This window comes from Pseudalkalibacillus sp. NRS-1564, from assembly GCF_050467905.1.
Taxonomy (GTDB): domain Bacteria; phylum Bacillota; class Bacilli; order Bacillales; family Guptibacillaceae; genus Guptibacillus; species Guptibacillus hwajinpoensis_B.
Genome location: NZ_JBITPM010000032.1, coordinates 17,272 through 35,605 on the forward strand (window position 1 = coordinate 17,272; position 18,334 = coordinate 35,605).

The following is an 18,334-nucleotide window of genomic DNA, read 5'->3' on the forward strand; positions in this document are numbered from 1 at the left end:
TTTCTATTCTTCGATTGGGAACCAGCCTGGTACGCTAAAAATGGCATTCCAAAGTGGATCAGGTAATACAAGTTCTTGCTGAGCGTCTTTTCGTAACGTCACTCGAATGCTATCTTCGTCACCGTTTTGAACTTTCTCAACCCAGTTCGGTTCCATAATCATTTCACGGCCAAGAGCGATAAGAGGTACACCAGTCTCAAGCGCTTCTTCCACTTCAACAGGGGTATGAAGTGAGCCGACACCAATGACAGGAACGTTGTGACCAATTCGTTCTTTAATCATCTCCATGCGTGGTGTAGCATCTTCTTCGCGCATTGAACCTTGATAGAAGTCGGATAGTGAAACGTGAACATAGTCCAAGTTCCGTGAAGCAAGTTCATCAACAAACTGAAGCGTATCATCCATTGAGATTCCAGGATTTTCGCGTTCTTCAGGTGAGATCCGATAGCCAAGAACGAAAGCGCCATTAGCATGTTTTTTGATTGCTTCCTGAACAGATTCTAGAACAGCTAATGGGAATTTCATACGATTTTCAAGGCTGCCACCCCATGTGTCTTCTCTGCGGTTAGAATGCGGAGAAAAGAACTGTTGAAGAAGGTACGTATTGGCACCATGAAGCTCAACACCATCAAACCCAGCTTCGATAGCTCTTCGCGTTGCTTCGCCGAAAGCACGAATTGTTTCTTGAATTTCGTCTTCTGTCATTGCACGAGGAGTTTTCGAACCTTCACGCTCAGCGGGTACAGCACTTGCGCTAAGAATTTCTTCATTCGGAACGAGCTCAGGAGGGCACATTCTACCTCCGTGGAATATTTGTAGAATCGCCTTTGCACCTTCTGCATGAATGGTGTCAGCTAATTTCTTCAAACCAGGAATCTGTTCATCACGGTTAGCGCCAATTTCACCAGCAAAGCCTTTCCCGTGTGGGAGCACATAAGCACATGCCGTAATAACTGCGCCAACTCCACCAGAACGCTTTTCATAATAAGCAAGCTCTTGTGCGGATACTGTACCATCATCATTTGATAAGAAGTTTGTCATTGGAGCAAGCATGACACGGTTTTTTAATTCTACGCCAGAAGGTAGAGTATAAGATTGAAGCATTTTTCGATTCATAGTCATTGTTGTCCTCCTTTTAATACACGTACTGTAATTCCAACTCTTACAGTTTAGCATGACAGCTCATTTCTTGTCTTTCAAAGTGCTTTTATGATGTGTCAGTAAAACCTATAAAAAAACCCGCCAATGATGGCGGATTTTAGTATGAGGCTATATTCGTTTAGAAGAGATTGCCTCTCGCATAAGCTGAAGAGAGTGCTTAGATTTTTCTTTTCGAGCGATCATGACGTTCACATAAAGCGCATCAACAAGACTTAGCTGTGCAATTCTTGATGCGAGCGCTTCAGAGCGGAAATCGGTTTCTTGTGAAACAGTATAAAGAGGAATATCAACCTTTTTACTTAGTGGAGATGTCGCCAGGTTTGTGATGGCGATCGTCGTTGCACCTGTTTCTTTTGCGATGTCAGCAACACGAAGCATATCTTTGTTCGTTCCAGAATGAGAAATTAAGACAGCCACATCGCTACTTGATAGCTGAGAAGCGGACATGATTTGTAAATGTGCATCACTGTATGATGTGGAGCGTAATCCTGTTCGAATAAACTTATGCTGGGCGTCCATCGCAATAATCCCAGAACCACCATTTCCGTAGAATTCAATATGAGTTGCATTTAATAAAATCTGCACAGCTTGATCAATGGTTGCATTATCGAGTATGTGATACGTATCTTCAAGCGTTCGTATGTTGGAACGGAGGACCTTTTCTGCTACCTCTTTCGTTGAATCCGTTTCTGTGATGGTCTCATGGATATCCTGAATGGGATTCACGATTTCCGCAGCAAGGGCAATTTTCATCGCTTGAAAGCCTTTGAAGCCAATTCGCTTACAAAAGCGGAAAACGGTTGCATCTGCAACGTTTAAATCTTCTGCCACCTGATTAATGGTACTATGGATAATTTTATTAGAATGGTTCAAAATATAATCCGCCACCTGTCGTTCTTTTTCGCTAAATTGCGAATAGGAAGAGCGAATTCTTGGAAGGCAGTGACGGGTTTCCGTATCGGACATTTACATTCTCCTCTCTATCAATCCTGATTGTATAATTGTAACCGATTACAATTAAGATGAAAATAGATTCCACTCAACCAATTGAAACAAAAAATATTTAATGTATAATTAAATTATAGGAAAAAATATTTCATTCACTTAAGGAGTTTTTAATATGAACGTCGGATTAATTGGTTTAGGTAAAATGGGATACAACCTTGCTTTAAACTTACGTGATCATGGACATAACGTTGTTGTAAATGATGCTAATGATGAGCAAGTACAAAAAATGAACGAAGAAGGTTTTAATGGGAAGTCTTCTCTTAAGGATGTTGTAGAAGCGCTAGAAACGCCTCGGATTCTTTGGATGATGGTTCCTGCAGGTGAGATTACTCAAGCTGTGACAACAGAATTGTCGACACTTCTTGATCGTGGTGACATTGTCATTGATGGAGGAAACTCTCACTACAAAGATTCAAAAAGCCGAGGTGAGATGCTCCTAGAAAAGGGAATTTCTTTCTTTGATGTTGGGACAAGCGGTGGTAAGTCAGGAGCTCGTAATGGCGCTTGTACAATGATTGGTGGAGATAGCGAAGTTTTCAAAACGATCGAACCACTGTTTAAAGATATTTGTGTAGAAGATGGTTACCTTTATGCGGGAGAATCAGGTAGTGGACACTTCCTAAAAATGGTTCATAACGGCGTCGAATACGGTATGATGCAGTCCATTGCAGAAGGATTCGATCTATTAAGCAAAAGCGAATATGATTTTGACTACGAGAAAGTAGCGCGCGTATGGAATAACGGTTCTGTTATTCGCTCATGGTTAATGGAATTAACAGAGCAGGCATTCTCTAAAGATGCTAACCTTGATGAGATTCGTGGTGTTATGAACTCATCAGGTGAAGGGAAATGGACAGTAGAAACAGCTCTTGATCTTCAGACAGCAACGCCTGTTATTGCTCTTGCATTAATGATGCGCTATCGTTCTTTAGAAGACGATACATTTACAGGTAAAGTTGTAGCCGCGCTTCGTAATGAGTTCGGCGGTCACGCAACTGAAAAAAGCAATTGATTTGGAAGATAAAGGAGGAAGCATGTTTGTATAAACATGCTTCCTGATCTTTTCTTACCAAAATATCTTGCGTTAATTGAACACGCTTACAGATTACCATCTTAGGCAAGTTCGTAATAAGGACTACGAAAAGCTATACTAGTCAGTGAATAGGTCGATTACAATAACGATGTAGGAGGAATGGCTCATGACGATGAACAAGCAATATATGATCGGTGTAGATATCGGTACGACGAGTACAAAAGCCGTTCTATATAAAGAAAATGGGCAACCCGTTTCAAAACATAACGTGGAATATCCATTGTATACACCAACACCAGCAACAGCTGAGCAAGATCCTGAAGAAATTTTGTTAGCTGTAGTGGAGTCGATTCGAAAAGTGATTCAAGATAACTCATTAAAAGGGGAACAGGTAAAGTTTGTTTCATTTAGCTCAGCTATGCACAGCTTAATTGGGGTAGATGAAAAAGGAAAACCACTTACAAACTGTATTACATGGGCAGATAACCGAAGTGCGAAGTGGGCAGAGAAAATAAAAAATGAGATGGACGGTCACGAAATTTACCGCCGCACCGGAACGCCTATTCATCCAATGTCTCCCCTGTCCAAGCTTGTTTGGCTAAAAAATGATGAAACAGAATTGTTTCAATCAATATCAAAGTTTATTTCCATTAAAGAATATGTTTTCTACCGCTTTTTCGAGGAATATGTCATTGATTATTCCATTGCTTCAGCAACAGGATTATTTAATTTGGAGCAGCTCGACTGGGACGTTGAAGCATTAAAAATCGCTGGAGTGACAGCAGATCAACTATCAAAACCCGTTTCAACTACTCATATGATGACTGGTTTAAAAGCGCCTTATATTGAAGAAACAGGATTAACTTCTTCAACGAACTTTGTAGTTGGTGCAAGTGATGGTGTGCTTTCAAACCTTGGCGTTAACGCAATTGAGCCAGGTGTCGTTGCTGTAACAATTGGAACAAGCGGAGCGATTCGAGCGGTAACAGATCGCCCTGTAACAGACCCTAAAGGACGAATTTTCTGCTATGCATTAACAGAAGATAAATGGGTAGTTGGCGGCCCTGTGAATAATGGAGGAATCACATTCCGCTGGGTTCGTGATCAATTCGCCGCATCCGAAACAGAAACGGCGAAACGACTTGGGATTGATACGTATGAAATCCTAACAAGAATTGCAGAGCAGGTTAACCCAGGTGCCGATGGACTTCTATTCCATCCTTATCTTGCGGGTGAACGTGCACCACTATGGAATTCCGATGCACGCGGAAGCTTCTTTGGTCTTGCCATGCACCATAAAAAAGAACATATGATTCGAGCAGTACTAGAAGGCGTAATTTATAACTTATATAGCGTTCTTCTTGCATTAGAAGAACTAATAGGAGAGCCTAAACAAATTAAAGCAACAGGCGGCTTTGCGCGATCCGCACTATGGCGTCAGATGATGGCTGATATCTTTAACCAAGAAGTAACCGTTCCAGAAAGCTACGAAAGCTCCTGCCTCGGTGCAATCGTTCTCGGTAAAAAAGCACTCGGCGAAATCGATTCACTAAGCATCGTATCCGACCTCGTCGGAGACACATTCAGCCATCAACCAAAAAAAGAAAACGTAGAAACCTACGCCGAACTACTACCAATCTACATCAGAATCTCAAGAAATCTAACCGAAGAATACACAGCCATAGCCAACTACCAAAATAAAAAATTGGGGAAAAACTAAAGCGGCAAAACCCCGTTTAGACCCGGCAGACACTGGAGCCTTTCAAAATGAACACGTCCTTTGTGTTCAGGTTGAAAGGTGAAGTGGCCGAGGGTCTGGGGTTTTGCAGCTAGCAGAAACTAAAGCGGATGTGCCACGCTTAGACCCGTCAGGCACTGGAGGCCTTCAAAATGAACACGCCCTTTGTGTTCAGGTTGAAGGCCGAAGTGACCGAGGGTCTGTGGCACAGGAGCTGGATGAAAACTAAAGCGGAAACACACCGTTTAGGACCGGCAGGCGCTGGAGCCTTTCAATATGAACACGTTTTTTGTGTTCAGGTTGAATGGTGAAGCGACCGAGGTTCTGGTGTGTTGTAGCTGGATGAAACTAAAGCGGCAAAACCCCGCTTAGACCCGTCAGACACTGGAATCCTTTCAACACCACACAAAAAGACAGCCCGATTGGGCTGTCTTTTGTTATCCATCGAGCATTAATGCTTAATGGCTTCCTTCAATATTACCGTTGCTTGATCTAACTCGACGTCTTTCGTCAAAACGATCTCGCTTATGAGAAACTGCTGGGCATTCTCCAGTAGTTTTTTATCGTCGGTTCCGAGCGGTCTTTTCTTGTTAAGGGCAACGAGCTCACGGATCACTTCCACGTGATTGTGGATGTCTCCCGTTTTAAGCTTGTTCATATTATCCCGGTAACGCTGGTTCCTATTAGCACTGGGCTCTTCTACGTCAACTTCTTCATTAAAAGAAGTTAGCACTTCGTCCATCGTACTGACATCAGACACTTCACGAATCTTCAGGTTTTCCGTCTTACCTTTTGGAATCATCACCTGAATATCACGAAAAGGCATATTAAGAATATAATAGATCTGAGTTTCGCCCAGTATTTCTTTTTCCTCAATTGCTTCGACTATACCTGCACCGTACATGGGATAAAAAATCTTATCGCCTACCTCAAACAAGCGCCCACCCCCAAATTTATAAATTATAGCACATCTACTATTATAACATAAACAATTAATTTGTACGAATGTAATATTTTTTTCGTTGTAGCGGTATGTTTGATTGATCAGTGTCAACTCCATTACAATAATAGACATATATGGGCTTAACTAATAATGGAGGCGTTTACAAAATGAGGATTGGAATGATTAGTTTCTGGCACGTTCATGCAAAAGATTATGCCAAAGAGGCGCAGATTCATCCTGATACAGATATAAAAGCGATCTGGGATGAGAACGAAGAACGTGGAAGAAAAGAAGCGCAGGAAAGAGCGGTGGAGTACATAAGTGATCTAGACGTCCTTCTTAATCGAGAAGATATCGATGCTGTTGTAGTGAGCTCACCTACAAACATGCATAAGGAGATCATCATTCGAGCAGCGAGGGCAGGAAAGCATATCTTTACTGAAAAAGTCCTAGCGGCTAAAGAAAATGAGGCGCTGGAGATTCTAGAAGCGGTGAATGAGGCTGGGGTAAAGTTATTTGTTTCTTTGCCCCGCGTTTATGATGGTTATACGGAAGCTATTCAGCAGTTGATTGAATCAGGTGATCTTGGCGACATCACACAGACACATGTACGCCTTGCTCATAATGGAGCGACTGCTGATTGGCTTCCACAGCATTTCTATCAGAAAGAAGAGTGTCAGGGCGGAGCATTAATCGACCTTGGCTGTCATCCATTGTACTTAACGAGGCTATTCCAAGGAATGCCGCAACGTGTCACAGCTCAGTTCGGTTATGTAACGGAGAAAGAAGTAGAGGACCAGGCTGTCGTGACATTTGGATATCAAAGCGGTTCCTACGGTATTGCAGAAACAGGGTTTGTAAATGATCACTCCCCATTTACCATTGAAATAAATGGCACTAAAGGATCAGCGGTATATGGCATGCCAGAGAAGGTTTTACTAAAGAAAGTATCTGATCAGTGGGAAGAGGTAGCGGTTCCAGATGACCGCCCATCCCCATTCTTTCAGTGGATCGACCACATTCAAAAGGATATCAAAACTGATGAAAACCTAGGACTTGCCCTTGAATTAACAGTGCTGATGGAGGCTGCTTATCGTGCGGAGGAGCAAAGGCGTGAAGTCGTCATCACTAACCGATAGTTTAACGTACGTTTTTAGGAAGTGAATGTGTTACACTAACTTCGACTAACGATAATGAGGTGTCTTATGAATACATTTTTACAATACAATCCAACTCGTCTTTATTTCGGGAAAGATCAGATCACTCAATTGCAAGGTGAACTTAAATATGGTGCGAAAGTTCTTGTTGTATATGGTGGAGGAAGTATTAAACGAAACGGCGTATATGATGCTGTCATGTCAGAACTTAAAAAAGTAAATGCAGAGGTGCATGAGCTTTCTGGTGTTGAACCAAACCCACGTTTAACAACAGTTGAAAAAGGTTCTGCCATCTGTAAGAAAGAAGGAATAGACTTCCTTCTAGCCGTTGGTGGTGGTAGTGTAATTGACTGTACGAAAGCGATCGCGGCAGGTGCCCATTACGAAGGTTCTGCATGGGATTTAATCACGCAGAAGGAGCCGATTGAATCAGCTCTCCCATTTGGTACGGTATTAACTCTAGCTGCAACTGGATCTGAGATGAATTCAGTTTCTGTTATTACAAATTGGGAAACAAAAGAGAAGCTCGGTTGGGGTTCTCCTCATGTATTTCCGACGTTTTCGGTACTAGATCCTACTTATACATTCTCGGTTCCGGAGAATCAAACGGTGTATGGCATTGTTGACAGTATGTCACATGCGCTAGAGCATTACTTCCATCGTACAAACAATACACCAATGATCGATGGATTTATTGAATCACTTCTTCGCACGGCAATTCAAACTGGTCCTAAGCTACTAAATGATCTTGAATCATATGAACATCGTGAAACGATGATGTACATTAGTACAACAGCCTTTAACGGAACATTAAGTAATGGTACAGATGGTGGGGACTGGGCAACACATCGAATCGAGCATGCGGTATCTGCTGTTTACGATATTCCTCACGGAGGCGGATTGGCGATTCTATTCCCGAACTGGTTAGAACATGTTCTTAAAGAAGATCCTTCCCGCGTGAAACAGCTAGCGGTAAACGTTCTTGGCGTTTCATCAGAAGGGAAAAGTGATCAAGAAGTAGCAGTTGAAGGGGCGAAAGCGCTTCGTGAGTTCTGGAATTCACTTGGCGCTCCATCACGTCTTGCTGATTACGAAATTGACGATGCTGAATTTGATGGTATGGTTGAAAAAACATTTATTAAGCCAGGCGTTGGCACTTATAAAGAACTGGATCGTGAGAGCGTTCGAGATATTTTACAACGTTCTCTATAATTCAAAAGCAGCATGGCGATTTTGCCATGCTGCTTTCTTCATATCGTCTATTCATCTATATTAATATGGCGAAACTCTCCTACATGAAAAAGTCCGAGGTCCGTTAATTTTAGCTCCGGAATAACAGGGAGGCTTAAAAACGAAAGGGTAAGAAAAGGATTGAAGTGATCTGGAGCACCAATTTCCTTTAATGCTTTTTCGATTTCTTCAAGTTCCTCTATGACAGTAGGATAGTCTTTATCCGAAAGTAGTCCAGCTATTGGCAGCGGTAGCTTACCAATCACTTTCTTTCCTCGAATAACAGCCAACCCACCTTGCATTTCCTGAATAACTTCTGCAGCCTTAATCATGTCTTCATCGTTCGTTCCTGCCATAATTAAGTTGTGCGAATCATGACCGACGGTTGTTGCTATTGCCCCATCATGAAATTGAAAACCTTTCACGACCCCAAGGCCAATGTTGCCTGTATGATGATGGCGCTCAATCACAGCAAGCTTCATAAGGTCTTTTCTAGAACAAGAAACAAACCCACCATTTTCATCATGATCAACCGTTAATTTTCTGGCCTTTGTAACTATTTGATTAGGAATGAGTTCAATAACATTCGCTTCTTCCTTCGAAACGGCTAGGTTCAGGTGATCTTTTCTTAGTGTGGGGAGATGAACAGAGCTTGTAATTCGATTCGAAGGAGTAACCTTTGTTCCCATTTTTGTCTTTCCAGACTCTGCAACAAGTTCTCCAGCACGATAAACATGAGAGATAGAAAAGGACTCAATGTCATCGAGCAAAAGAAAATCAGCATCAAGGCCGGGCGCAATAGCCCCTTTCGTTGATAACCCAAAACATTCAGCCACATTTAATGATGCCATTTGAATGGCAAGAAGTGGATCTACTCCTTCTTGAATAGCAAGTCGAATATTATGATCGACGCTTCCTTCATTGATCAGGTCATCGATATGTTTATCGTCTGTACAAAACATGAATCTTCTAGCGTTTCGTTCAGTTACAGCGGGAATGAGTTGTTTTAAGTTTTTGGCTACGGATCCTTCGCGAATGAATACATACATCCCACGTTTTATCCGCTCGAGCGCTTCTTCAGCCGTGATGCATTCATGATCCGTCGTAATTCCTGCCGATTTATAAATGTTTAGAGCATTGGAATGGAGCCCAGCGGCATGTCCGTCTATTTTCTTGTTTTGCGCATCGAATAACTTTTGTATCATAGAAGGTGAAGTATGAGCGACTGAAGGATAATCCATCACTTCAGCTAGGCCAAGGACGCGGCTGTGCTCATAGAAAGGTTTGAGATCTTCGGCAGAAAGGGTGGCACCTGAATTCTCAAAGGAGGTAGAAGGCACACTTGAGGGAAGCATAAAGAATATATTCATCGGAACGTTTTCAGAATCCTGAAGCATATAAGAAATACCTTCGGATCCGCAGACATTCGCTATTTCATGGGGGTCAGTGACAATTGTCGTCACTCCACAAGGAAGAACAGCATTGGCGAATTCGGAAGGGGTGACCATTGCGGATTCGATATGAACACGAGCATCGATTAGTGATGGTACGATGTATTTCCCATCCGCATCAATAATATGATGACCTTCGAAATCTCCAAGTCCAGCAATCACACCATCAACAATAGCTACATCTGTCTTAATCAGCTCTAGGTTGTAACTATCTAATACAATTCCATTTTTAATCACAAGATCTGCAGGGCGTTTCCCCGCAGCTGCTTGAACTCTTCTGGTTAACTTCTCCATTATTATTCTCCTCTCATTTAGACAGAGGATGACATATTCGCATTGCCAGAATTGTCATCGTAGTCAAACCATTTACGGTAGTTTGGTAGAAACCTTTGGACCTTATCTCCAAATTTATACGAAACCTGGTACGCATTATTAGCGTATTCTATAGATCTCTTGAACTCTCGTCAATAGCATCTGTCATCATCTCGAAAAAATACTTTCATATTCATATTGATAAATGGGTGGAATACAAGTAAACTACAAGTAAGAACATCTAAATAGACAAAAGAAAGCGTTTTTTTTATCGAAAATTAGGCAAACGTTTGCACTTTACTAACTTTAATTAAAAGATGAGGGTGTAGAGACATGAATAGAATCTGGTGGAAAGAAGCAGTGGGCTATCAAATTTATCCTCGTAGCTTCCAGGATTCAAATGGTGATGGTATAGGTGATTTACAAGGGGTTATTCAAAGACTCGATTATATAAAAAATCTTGGCATTGATGTAATTTGGATTTGTCCCATGTACAAATCTCCAAACGATGACAATGGATACGACATTTCTGATTATCAGGATATAATGGAAGATTTCGGTACAATGAAAGATTTTGATGCGCTTCTAAAGGAAGTGCATAAGCGAGATATGAAGCTGATTATTGATCTCGTATTGAATCACACAAGTGATGAGCATCAATGGTTTATCGAGTCACGGTCCTCGAAGGAAGATCCGAAGCGTGATTGGTATATTTGGCGTGACGGTAAGAATGGCAAAGAACCGAATAACTGGGAAAGTATCTTTGGCGGTTCAGCATGGGAATACGATAGGAAAACAGATCAGTACTATCTCCATGTTTTCTCAACAAAGCAGCCAGATGTAAATTGGGAAAATCCCGCTGTTCGTGGAGCGCTTTATGATGCGGTGAATTGGTGGCTTGATAAGGGGATTGATGGTTTCCGTATTGATGCCATTAGTCACATTAAAAAACGCCCAGGATTCCCGGATATGCCCAATCCTGCAAATGAAAAATACGTCTCTTCCTTTGATATGCATATGAATCAGAAGGGTATTCAAGAATTTCTTCAAGAATTTAAGGATGAAACGTATTCTAATTATGACGTGATGACGGTTGGAGAAGCCAACGGCGTAAGCATTGATGAAGCTGATCAATGGGTCGACGAAAAAAATGGGAAAATGAATATGATTTTTCAATTTGAGCATCTTGGGTTATGGGATGCAGTAGATAAACCTGAACTTGATATCGTATCTCTCAAGTCGGTGCTGACACGCTGGCAGAAAGGGCTTGAAAACAAAGGGTGGAATGCATTGTTTGTTGAGAACCATGATAAGCCACGTGTAGTATCAACATGGGGGAACGACAAGGAATACTGGCGAGAAAGTGCGACTTCAATGGGAGCGATGTACTTCCTCATGCAAGGAACGCCTTTCATTTATCAGGGACAGGAAATCGGCATGACAAATGTTCAATACCCTTATATTGAAGATTATGACGATGTTGCAGATAAAAATCGCTATCGCATCCAACGTGAAGCTGGTGTATCACACGAATCGATCATGAAAGTGATTTGGGCTTCTTCTCGTGATAATAGTCGCACACCAATGCAGTGGAACAGCGACTATAATGCTGGGTTTTCTTCAGGGACCCCGTGGCTAAAAGTCAATCCGAATTTTGTAGATATTAATGTACAAAAGCAAGAGAATGATGCCAACTCTATTCTAACTTTCTACAAAAAAATGATTCAGCTGAAGAAAGAAAACCTAGTTTTCACTTACGGGACCTATGATTTGCTTCTTGAAAAGCATCCGCAGCTTTATGCCTATACGAGAACAACAGAAGAAGATCAAGTTCTTGTTGTGACGAACCTATCAATAGAGCCAGCTGTATTTGAAACAGGACTGGTTCTAGAGCAAGATCAATTGCTTCTGAATAACTATCCTGTTGTGCAAGAAGTAAATGATTCGATTAATTTAAAGCCTTATGAAGCGAGAGTTTATCGAATAAATCGCTAATACAGACAGCCGATTCAATCGGCTGTTTATTTATTTTATAGAAATCATTTACATTTATAAATGATAAATGCAATCTAATAATTTCCAAAAATGTAGAATAAAGAGGGTAAAAAAGAATAGATTTCTTGAAAAATTTACCGTATAGTGTTGATTAGTGGGAAGTATGACCCAATTCTATCTTTTCACAGAATACGAGTTTACTAGGGGAGGATTAAAATGAAAAAGTTAATCGTAGCTTTATTCTCAGTAGTTGCACTATTTATGTTCATGGGTACTGGAACTTTTGCAGCAGAAAATGATCACAGTGATATTTTACAGAAAATTGAAGAAACAAATGTTAAGATTGAAGAAGAGATTCAAACAGCACAGGTTAAAGGTAACAAACTATTGTCAACGCTTTCTCTTGAAACAACTAAGCTTGATGCAACACTCGCTACCGCTCGTCAGGATGGGAAATCAGACGCTGAAATTGCTAAGATAGAGAAAGAAGTAAAGACTAAGAAAGCTGAACTTACTTCTAAATACAATCAAGAACTTGATAAACTAATTGACAATCTAATTGATAAAACAAACAAAATGACTGCAGACATGATTGCAGAAGCTGCTAAAGAGGGCATTCAGGCTGAATGTTCATGGGTGTACGTACAAATTGGAGACCGCTGGGTATGGGTTGATCCGATTCAAATCGTAGGAGTCTAATTGAAAAGCATCTCTTCTGAGATGCTTTTTATTATATGCATTGTACTATATAATAAGTTACATAAGAAATGTATGTTCATGGGAGGGGGGATAACTTGGATGGGCTATCTATAGGACGTAAAGAAGATTATTTGGAAGAGGTAGTACAAGAATCTGCAAAGCTAAGCTTGCTGGCAAGAGGATCTGGAATAGAGGTTATGAAACAAGTAGTTTACGAAGGAACTGTTTTTTATTTATACCCAGGGAATAATCCGGATAGTTTTGAGTTTTTCTATATATTAGAAGGAGAACTTGTGTGTGAAGATTTATCATTAACCCTAAAAAAAGATGATTACTTTTTTGTAAAAGATCTTAAAGAAATAGCGTTCTTTGAGGCGGCTTCAGAAGTTTCAATGATTTGGATGATAAATGAATCTGTTTTCCACCTTATTAGTCAAAAAGTTTCTAAGTTGCTTGAGGTAGTTAGTAAAGTTGAAGAAAAAGATCGCTATACCTTTAAACATAGTATTAGAGTTCAAAATTCAAGTATAAAGATTGGAAAAAAACTGCACCTTTTAAAAGGTGAATTAGATACTTTAATTGTAGCATCTGTCCTCCACGACGTAGGTAAAATTAATGTTCCTGAAGAGATTCTCAACAAAGCCGGCGGGCTAACAGATGAAGAATATGACATTATCAAAAAGCATCCAGCCGATGGAGCAGAGATGGTAAAGGATACGTATTATTCTGATATTAGCACCATCATTCACCAGCATCATGAGCGGTTAAATGGTTCTGGCTATCCAGATGGTTTAAAGGATGAAGAAATTACAATTGGCGCGAAGATCATCGGTGTCAGCGATTCCTACGACGCGATGACAGATGATCGTTCATATCGAAAAGCGTATACGCCGGAATATGCAGTGAATGAATTAAAGCGTCTGTCAGGTGTCTTATACGACGCTGAAGTGGTTAATGCTCTTGAAGCAGTTTTAATAGAAGAAGGCATTTTGAATAGCAACTAGTCGAAGGAAGATGGGGTACATCTTCTTTTTTGTTTGTTAAAAAGGCGATTATATTTCCATTGTTTCACGTGTAACATCGAAGCTGGTATGATAGTAAATAGAAAAGAATCGATATTTGAGGAGATTGGTATTGTGGGTAAACAGCTTATTCTTGCAGAAAAACCCTCTGTTGGACGTGATATTGCGAGGGTATTGAATTGTACAAAAGGTGGAAATGGTTTTCTTGAAGGAGACCGTTATATCGTCACATGGGCGCTTGGTCATCTTGTGACACTAGCTGATCCAGAAGTTTATGATGAAGCATACAAGACGTGGAAGCTAGAGGACTTACCGATGCTTCCTGCCCCACTGAAGCTAGTTGTTATTAAAAGAAGTGGGAAGCAATTTAGCGTTGTAAAAACGCAAATGAATCGGAAAGATGTTAGCGAAATTGTTATTGCCACTGATGCGGGACGAGAAGGGGAGCTTGTGGCACGATGGATTATTGAAAAAGCACGTGTCCAAAAACCGTTAAAAAGACTTTGGATTTCTTCTGTAACGGATAAAGCGATTCGTGATGGTTTTAAGAATTTGAAAGAGGCAAATCAGTACAAGAACCTATACCAGGCAGCTGCAGCTAGGTCTGAAGCGGATTGGTATGTAGGTCTTAATGCAACTCGAGCGCTTACGACAAAATACAATGCACAGCTTTCTAGTGGCAGAGTACAAACACCAACGCTTTCGATTATTGCAAAGCGAGAGGAAGAAATAAAAGCCTTTGAGCCTGAACGCTATTATGGGATTTCTGCTGTTGTGGATGGTTTTACATTAACTTATCGCGATGCGAAATCGAATGATTCGCGCGTATTTGATCGAGACAGAATAGATACTTACCTAAAGAATTTATCGGGCAAACCAGCTCAGATTGAAGAAGTGAAAAAAGCTAAAAAAAAGACGTTCGCTCCAGGTTTATATGATTTAACGGAATTACAGAGAGACGCTCACAAACGCTATGGCTTCTCTGCAAAGGAAACTCTTTCAGCTACACAACGCCTGTACGAGCAGCATAAGCTCGTCACATATCCTCGAACAGATTCTCGCTTTTTGTCTTCTGATATGAAGGATACGTTAAAAGAACGACTAGAAGCAGTGGCACCTTATGAGAAAACGGCTAGAAAAGTACTTGGGAACCCAATTCAAACTGGAAAGCACATTGTTGACGATCGAAAAGTTTCTGATCATCATGCCATTATTCCTACGGAGCAAACACCCATTATTCGCGAACTTAGCGATAAGGATCGTAAGGTTTATGATCTCATAGTAAAGCGATTTGTGGCAGCACTATACTCTCCATTTGAATACGAACAAGTCACGGTTGTTGCGAAGATTGGCCAAGAGCGTTTTGATGCGAAAGGCAAACGTGTTCTTTCAGCTGGTTGGAAAGAAGTTTACGATACTGAAGAAGCGGATGTCATTCTTCCAGAGCTAAAAGAAAAACAGGAACTTCGAGTTCTTTCTCTTACAAGAACCGAAGGAAAAACAAATCCGCCGTCTCGTTTTAATGAAGGAACTCTTTTAACTGCAATGGAGAAGCCAGCTCAATTTCTTGGTAATCAGGATAAGAAGCTAGCCCAAACCCTTGGTGAGACAGGTGGGCTAGGAACCGTTGCAACGCGTGCAGATATAATTGAGAAATTATTTAATAGCTTTTTGATTGAAAAGAATGGCAAAGACTTAACAATTACATCTAAAGGAAAGCAATTGTTAGACATTGTCCCAGACGAATTACAATCCCCGGCTCTAACGGCAGAATGGGAACAAAAGCTTGAAGCGATTGGAAAAGGCGAACTATCGAAGCAGGCATTTATTGAAGAGATGAAGGCTTACGCAAATGAAACGGTTCAGAAGATCAAATCAAGTACGAAGAAATATAAGCACGATAACGTGACGGGAACGAAATGCCCCGAATGTGGTAATTTAATGCTCGAAGTGAAAAGTAAGAAGGGGAAAATGCTCGTTTGTCAGGACCGAGAATGTGGGTACCGTAAAGGGAAAAGTAAAGTAACGAATGCTAGATGTCCTAAGTGTAAGAAAAAGCTCGAGCTTCATGGACAGGGAGACGCACAGACATTTATATGTAAGTGCGGTCATCGTGAAAAGCTATCGACGTTTAATGAACGACGGAAAAAGGAAAAGAATACCAAAGCAACGAAGAAAGACGTATCAAAATATATGAAAAACCAGGGCCAGGATGAACCAGTTAATACAGCTCTTGCTGATGCTTTAGCGAAATTAAAACTTGATCAAGATAAATAACAGGAAGCAGGGGGACCTGCTTCTTTTTTCATAGCGATGTTAATATTGTAATGACAAAATAATAAGATGGGGGGAATAGGTTCGTTTTGTAGTTTAGAGGGTAATACTCCATTCACAGTACATCCCTTGTCAGTAGGAATTCATTACTAATAAAAGAGTAGATAGTTGCCTTTAACAGGTAATTACGTATAAAATGACGGCAGGTAATAGACTTTCCATCTTTTTTACTAATATATACAAATTAGAGCATATTTTCAAACATTTCTGTTCACTTCGATTATAGTGAAGTTATATACAAAGGACAGAATAGAAATGAAGAACTAGCAGTTGTTAAACATAAGGAGGCTATCCATGGTCGATTCGATTTTATTTAATATTATGCTTGTGGGTGCCCTTGGCATCTTTTCACAGTGGATTGCCTGGCGTTTTCACTTCCCTGCCATTGTCGTTATGTCCATCATTGGATTGCTTGTCGGTCCGCTTTTTGGATTACTTCATCCAGAAGATGTATTTGGTGACTTATTTGACCCGTTTGTATCTATCGCAGTTGCTATTATTTTATTTGAAGGAAGTCTAAATCTTGATTTTCGTGAGATTAAAGGGCTTGGAAGACCGGTTGGAAGAATTGTAACGATAGGAGCTTTTCTAGCGTGGCTCCTTGGTTCGTTATCAGCCCATTACGTTGCAGGTCTATCTTGGGGCGTAGCATTTGTTATTGGTGGATTATTTATTGTCACTGGCCCTACGGTCATTTTGCCGTTATTGAGGCAAGCCAAACTAAAACCAAGACCCGCGAAAATATTAAAGTGGGAAGGGATTATCGTTGATCCACTTGGGGCTCTTCTCGCTGTATTTGCATTCGAAATTATTAAATTCTTAAAAGTAGAAGAAGCAACGGCAACCGTCCTACTTGTCTTTTTCTTAGGATCCCTTTTTGCGACATTATTTGGCTTCTTATGTGGTCGCGGAGTAGGTTGGATGTTCGAGAAAGGTTATGTACCTGAATTCTTGAAATCTCCAGTCGTGTTCGCAGTGGTGATTCTTTGTTTCGCAGTGGCTGATGAAATCACGCATGAAACTGGACTGCTTGCTGTTACGGCAATGGGTATTACTCTTGCCAACATGCATATCTCTTCGATTGATGATATGAGGCATTTTAAAGAAAATATATCAGTGCTATTGATCTCGACGATTTTCATCATGCTAACAGCTTCTTTATCAGTTGACACTTTGCTTGAAATTTTCCATTGGCAAATACTGGTATTCGTAATTCTGATGTTATTTGTAGTAAGACCACTATCCATTTGGTTATCAACCATTGGAACGGATTTATCATGGCAAGAAAAAACGCTTGTTGGCTGGATTGCGCCGCGAGGTATTGTAGCATTAACCGTAGCGAGCTATTTTGCTAGTGTTTTACTTGATGCAGGATTTGAGGATGCAAAAATATTAATGTCGCTTACGTTTGCATTAGTATTCGCTACTGTTGTGGTTCACGGCTTTTCTATTCGTTGGACTGCTGAGAAGCTTGGACTAGCGAGTGATGGCCAGCCCGGCGTTCTGATTGTTGGGGGTAGTACGTTCTCTACGGCATTATCCAAAACGCTGAAAGACCTTAAAATCCCTGTATTAATTACAGACTCATCATGGCAAAGGCTGCTTACAACGAGAAAAGCAGGAGTACCTTTTTATAGAGGAGAAATACTCTCTGAGCAAACAGAGTATCGCCTTGATCTCACCCCTTACGAGTATATGCTTGCAGCTACGGAGCTCGATTCTTACAATGCGCTCGTTTGTACGACGTTCGTTCCGGAGATTGGTCGTAATAACCTCTTCCAGTTAAGCTTACGTAACGATCGAGGAGATGACCTTGAGGAGCTTGTTCACACGATCGGTGGACGTGTAGCCTTTAAAGAAGGAGCTACATGGGAAAGCCTGAATCGTAAGGTAGAAAGTGGGTATGTTTTGCGTAAAACAAACATCACTCAGCAATATGCTTATGATCAATACCTTGAAGAAAGAGACGATGAAACGATCATGCTCTTTGTGAAAAAGCCATCTGGAAGTTTGGAGTTCTTCGCCCATGACTCTCAAACGAGAGCTGAAGCAGGTGATGTTATTGTTAGTTTGATGCCACCTAGTAAAGAATTTAATCGGATTAGAGAAAAGCTTGAGAAGCAGCGATCCGATGAGAAACTAGAAAAAGATAAAGAACAGAAGAAACAGAAGGAAGAAAATGAGTAACAGCCCCCATTTGGGGGCTTTTTGGTTATTTTCATTTAGTGTTTAGGCTCATTAGAGTGACAGG

13 protein-coding genes and 1 riboswitch are annotated in these 18,334 nt (G+C 40.8%); of the genes, 9 read left to right on the forward strand and 4 right to left on the reverse strand.

The annotated features are described in order from the left end of the window. Nucleotides 1–3 precede the first annotated feature (3 nt). Nucleotides 4–1,116: an NADH-dependent flavin oxidoreductase gene (locus tag ACIFPW_RS15015; protein ID WP_430245614.1), complete on the reverse strand. Its 1,113-nt coding sequence runs from the start codon at nt 1,114–1,116 to the stop codon at nt 4–6. Nucleotides 1,117–1,269: 153 nt separating this feature from the next. Then, entirely contained in the window at nt 1,270–2,127 is an 858-nt protein-coding gene (locus ACIFPW_RS15020) for a MurR/RpiR family transcriptional regulator (protein ID WP_194218202.1), read from the reverse strand. 154 nt (nt 2,128–2,281) lie between these two features. Between ACIFPW_RS15020 and gnd the strand changes: the two genes are divergently transcribed. Next, entirely contained in the window at nt 2,282–3,181 is a 900-nt protein-coding gene (gnd, locus tag ACIFPW_RS15025) for a phosphogluconate dehydrogenase (NAD(+)-dependent, decarboxylating) (RefSeq protein WP_303532733.1), read from the forward strand. Between the two features lie 208 nt (nt 3,182–3,389). Then, nucleotides 3,390–4,922 (forward strand): gluconokinase, encoded by a 1,533-nt coding sequence (gene gntK / locus ACIFPW_RS15030; protein ID WP_430245616.1) that lies wholly within the window; start codon nt 3,390–3,392, stop codon nt 4,920–4,922. Between the two features lie 469 nt (nt 4,923–5,391). On the opposite strand, the gene ACIFPW_RS15035 is transcribed toward gntK, so the two are convergent. Next, nucleotides 5,392–5,877 (reverse strand): CarD family transcriptional regulator, encoded by a 486-nt coding sequence (locus ACIFPW_RS15035; protein ID WP_194218204.1) that lies wholly within the window; start codon nt 5,875–5,877, stop codon nt 5,392–5,394. A 173-nt stretch (nt 5,878–6,050) separates the two neighbouring features. On the opposite strand from ACIFPW_RS15035, the gene ACIFPW_RS15040 reads away from it, so the two are divergent. Both ACIFPW_RS15040 and ACIFPW_RS15045 read left to right on the forward strand, forming a co-directional pair. Next, a complete protein-coding gene (locus ACIFPW_RS15040) occupies nt 6,051–7,022 on the forward strand; it encodes a Gfo/Idh/MocA family protein (protein ID WP_430245459.1) in 972 nt (323 codons plus the stop codon). A 66-nt stretch (nt 7,023–7,088) separates the two neighbouring features. Further along, entirely contained in the window at nt 7,089–8,252 is a 1,164-nt protein-coding gene (locus ACIFPW_RS15045) for an iron-containing alcohol dehydrogenase (protein ID WP_194218205.1), read from the forward strand. A gap of 47 nt (nt 8,253–8,299) precedes the next feature. Here ACIFPW_RS15045 and ade read toward each other — a convergent pair whose 3' ends face one another. Further along, entirely contained in the window at nt 8,300–10,015 is a 1,716-nt protein-coding gene (gene ade / locus ACIFPW_RS15050; RefSeq protein WP_430245462.1) for an adenine deaminase, read from the reverse strand. A gap of 40 nt (nt 10,016–10,055) precedes the next feature. Further along, a riboswitch (purine riboswitch) is annotated at nt 10,056–10,157 on the reverse strand. Between the two features lie 209 nt (nt 10,158–10,366). Here ade and ACIFPW_RS15055 point away from each other — a divergent pair. The 5 genes from ACIFPW_RS15055 (at nt 10,367) to ACIFPW_RS15075 (ending at nt 18,270) form a co-directional block, all read left to right on the forward strand. Then, nucleotides 10,367–12,028 (forward strand): glycoside hydrolase family 13 protein, encoded by a 1,662-nt coding sequence (locus tag ACIFPW_RS15055; protein ID WP_430245463.1) that lies wholly within the window; start codon nt 10,367–10,369, stop codon nt 12,026–12,028. A 216-nt stretch (nt 12,029–12,244) separates the two neighbouring features. After that, complete coding sequence (locus tag ACIFPW_RS15060) at nt 12,245–12,727, forward strand: hypothetical protein (protein ID WP_430245465.1); 483 nt, start codon at nt 12,245–12,247, stop codon at nt 12,725–12,727. A gap of 95 nt (nt 12,728–12,822) precedes the next feature. Next, nucleotides 12,823–13,731: an HD domain-containing phosphohydrolase gene (locus ACIFPW_RS15065; RefSeq protein ID WP_430245467.1), complete on the forward strand. Its 909-nt coding sequence runs from the start codon at nt 12,823–12,825 to the stop codon at nt 13,729–13,731. A 132-nt stretch (nt 13,732–13,863) separates the two neighbouring features. Further along, nucleotides 13,864–16,026: a DNA topoisomerase III gene (locus tag ACIFPW_RS15070; RefSeq protein WP_430245469.1), complete on the forward strand. Its 2,163-nt coding sequence runs from the start codon at nt 13,864–13,866 to the stop codon at nt 16,024–16,026. A 351-nt stretch (nt 16,027–16,377) separates the two neighbouring features. After that, nucleotides 16,378–18,270 (forward strand): cation:proton antiporter, encoded by a 1,893-nt coding sequence (locus tag ACIFPW_RS15075; RefSeq protein ID WP_430245471.1) that lies wholly within the window; start codon nt 16,378–16,380, stop codon nt 18,268–18,270. Nucleotides 18,271–18,334: the final 64 nt, after the last annotated feature.

Coding starts and splice junctions, on each gene's coding strand:
- ACIFPW_RS15015 (WP_430245614.1), bottom strand. CDS start 1,116: ATGAATCGAAAAATGCTTCAATCTTATACTCTACCTTCTGGCGTAGAA.
- ACIFPW_RS15020 (WP_194218202.1), bottom strand. CDS start 2,127: ATGTCCGATACGGAAACCCGTCACTGCCTTCCAAGAATTCGCTCTTCC.
- gnd (WP_303532733.1), top strand. CDS start 2,282: ATGAACGTCGGATTAATTGGTTTAGGTAAAATGGGATACAACCTTGCT.
- gntK (WP_430245616.1), top strand. CDS start 3,390: ATGATCGGTGTAGATATCGGTACGACGAGTACAAAAGCCGTTCTATAT.
- ACIFPW_RS15040 (WP_430245459.1), top strand. CDS start 6,051: ATGAGGATTGGAATGATTAGTTTCTGGCACGTTCATGCAAAAGATTAT.
- ACIFPW_RS15045 (WP_194218205.1), top strand. CDS start 7,089: ATGAATACATTTTTACAATACAATCCAACTCGTCTTTATTTCGGGAAA.
- ade (WP_430245462.1), bottom strand. CDS start 10,015: ATGGAGAAGTTAACCAGAAGAGTTCAAGCAGCTGCGGGGAAACGCCCT.
- ACIFPW_RS15055 (WP_430245463.1), top strand. CDS start 10,367: ATGAATAGAATCTGGTGGAAAGAAGCAGTGGGCTATCAAATTTATCCT.
- ACIFPW_RS15060 (WP_430245465.1), top strand. CDS start 12,245: ATGAAAAAGTTAATCGTAGCTTTATTCTCAGTAGTTGCACTATTTATG.
- ACIFPW_RS15075 (WP_430245471.1), top strand. CDS start 16,378: ATGGTCGATTCGATTTTATTTAATATTATGCTTGTGGGTGCCCTTGGC.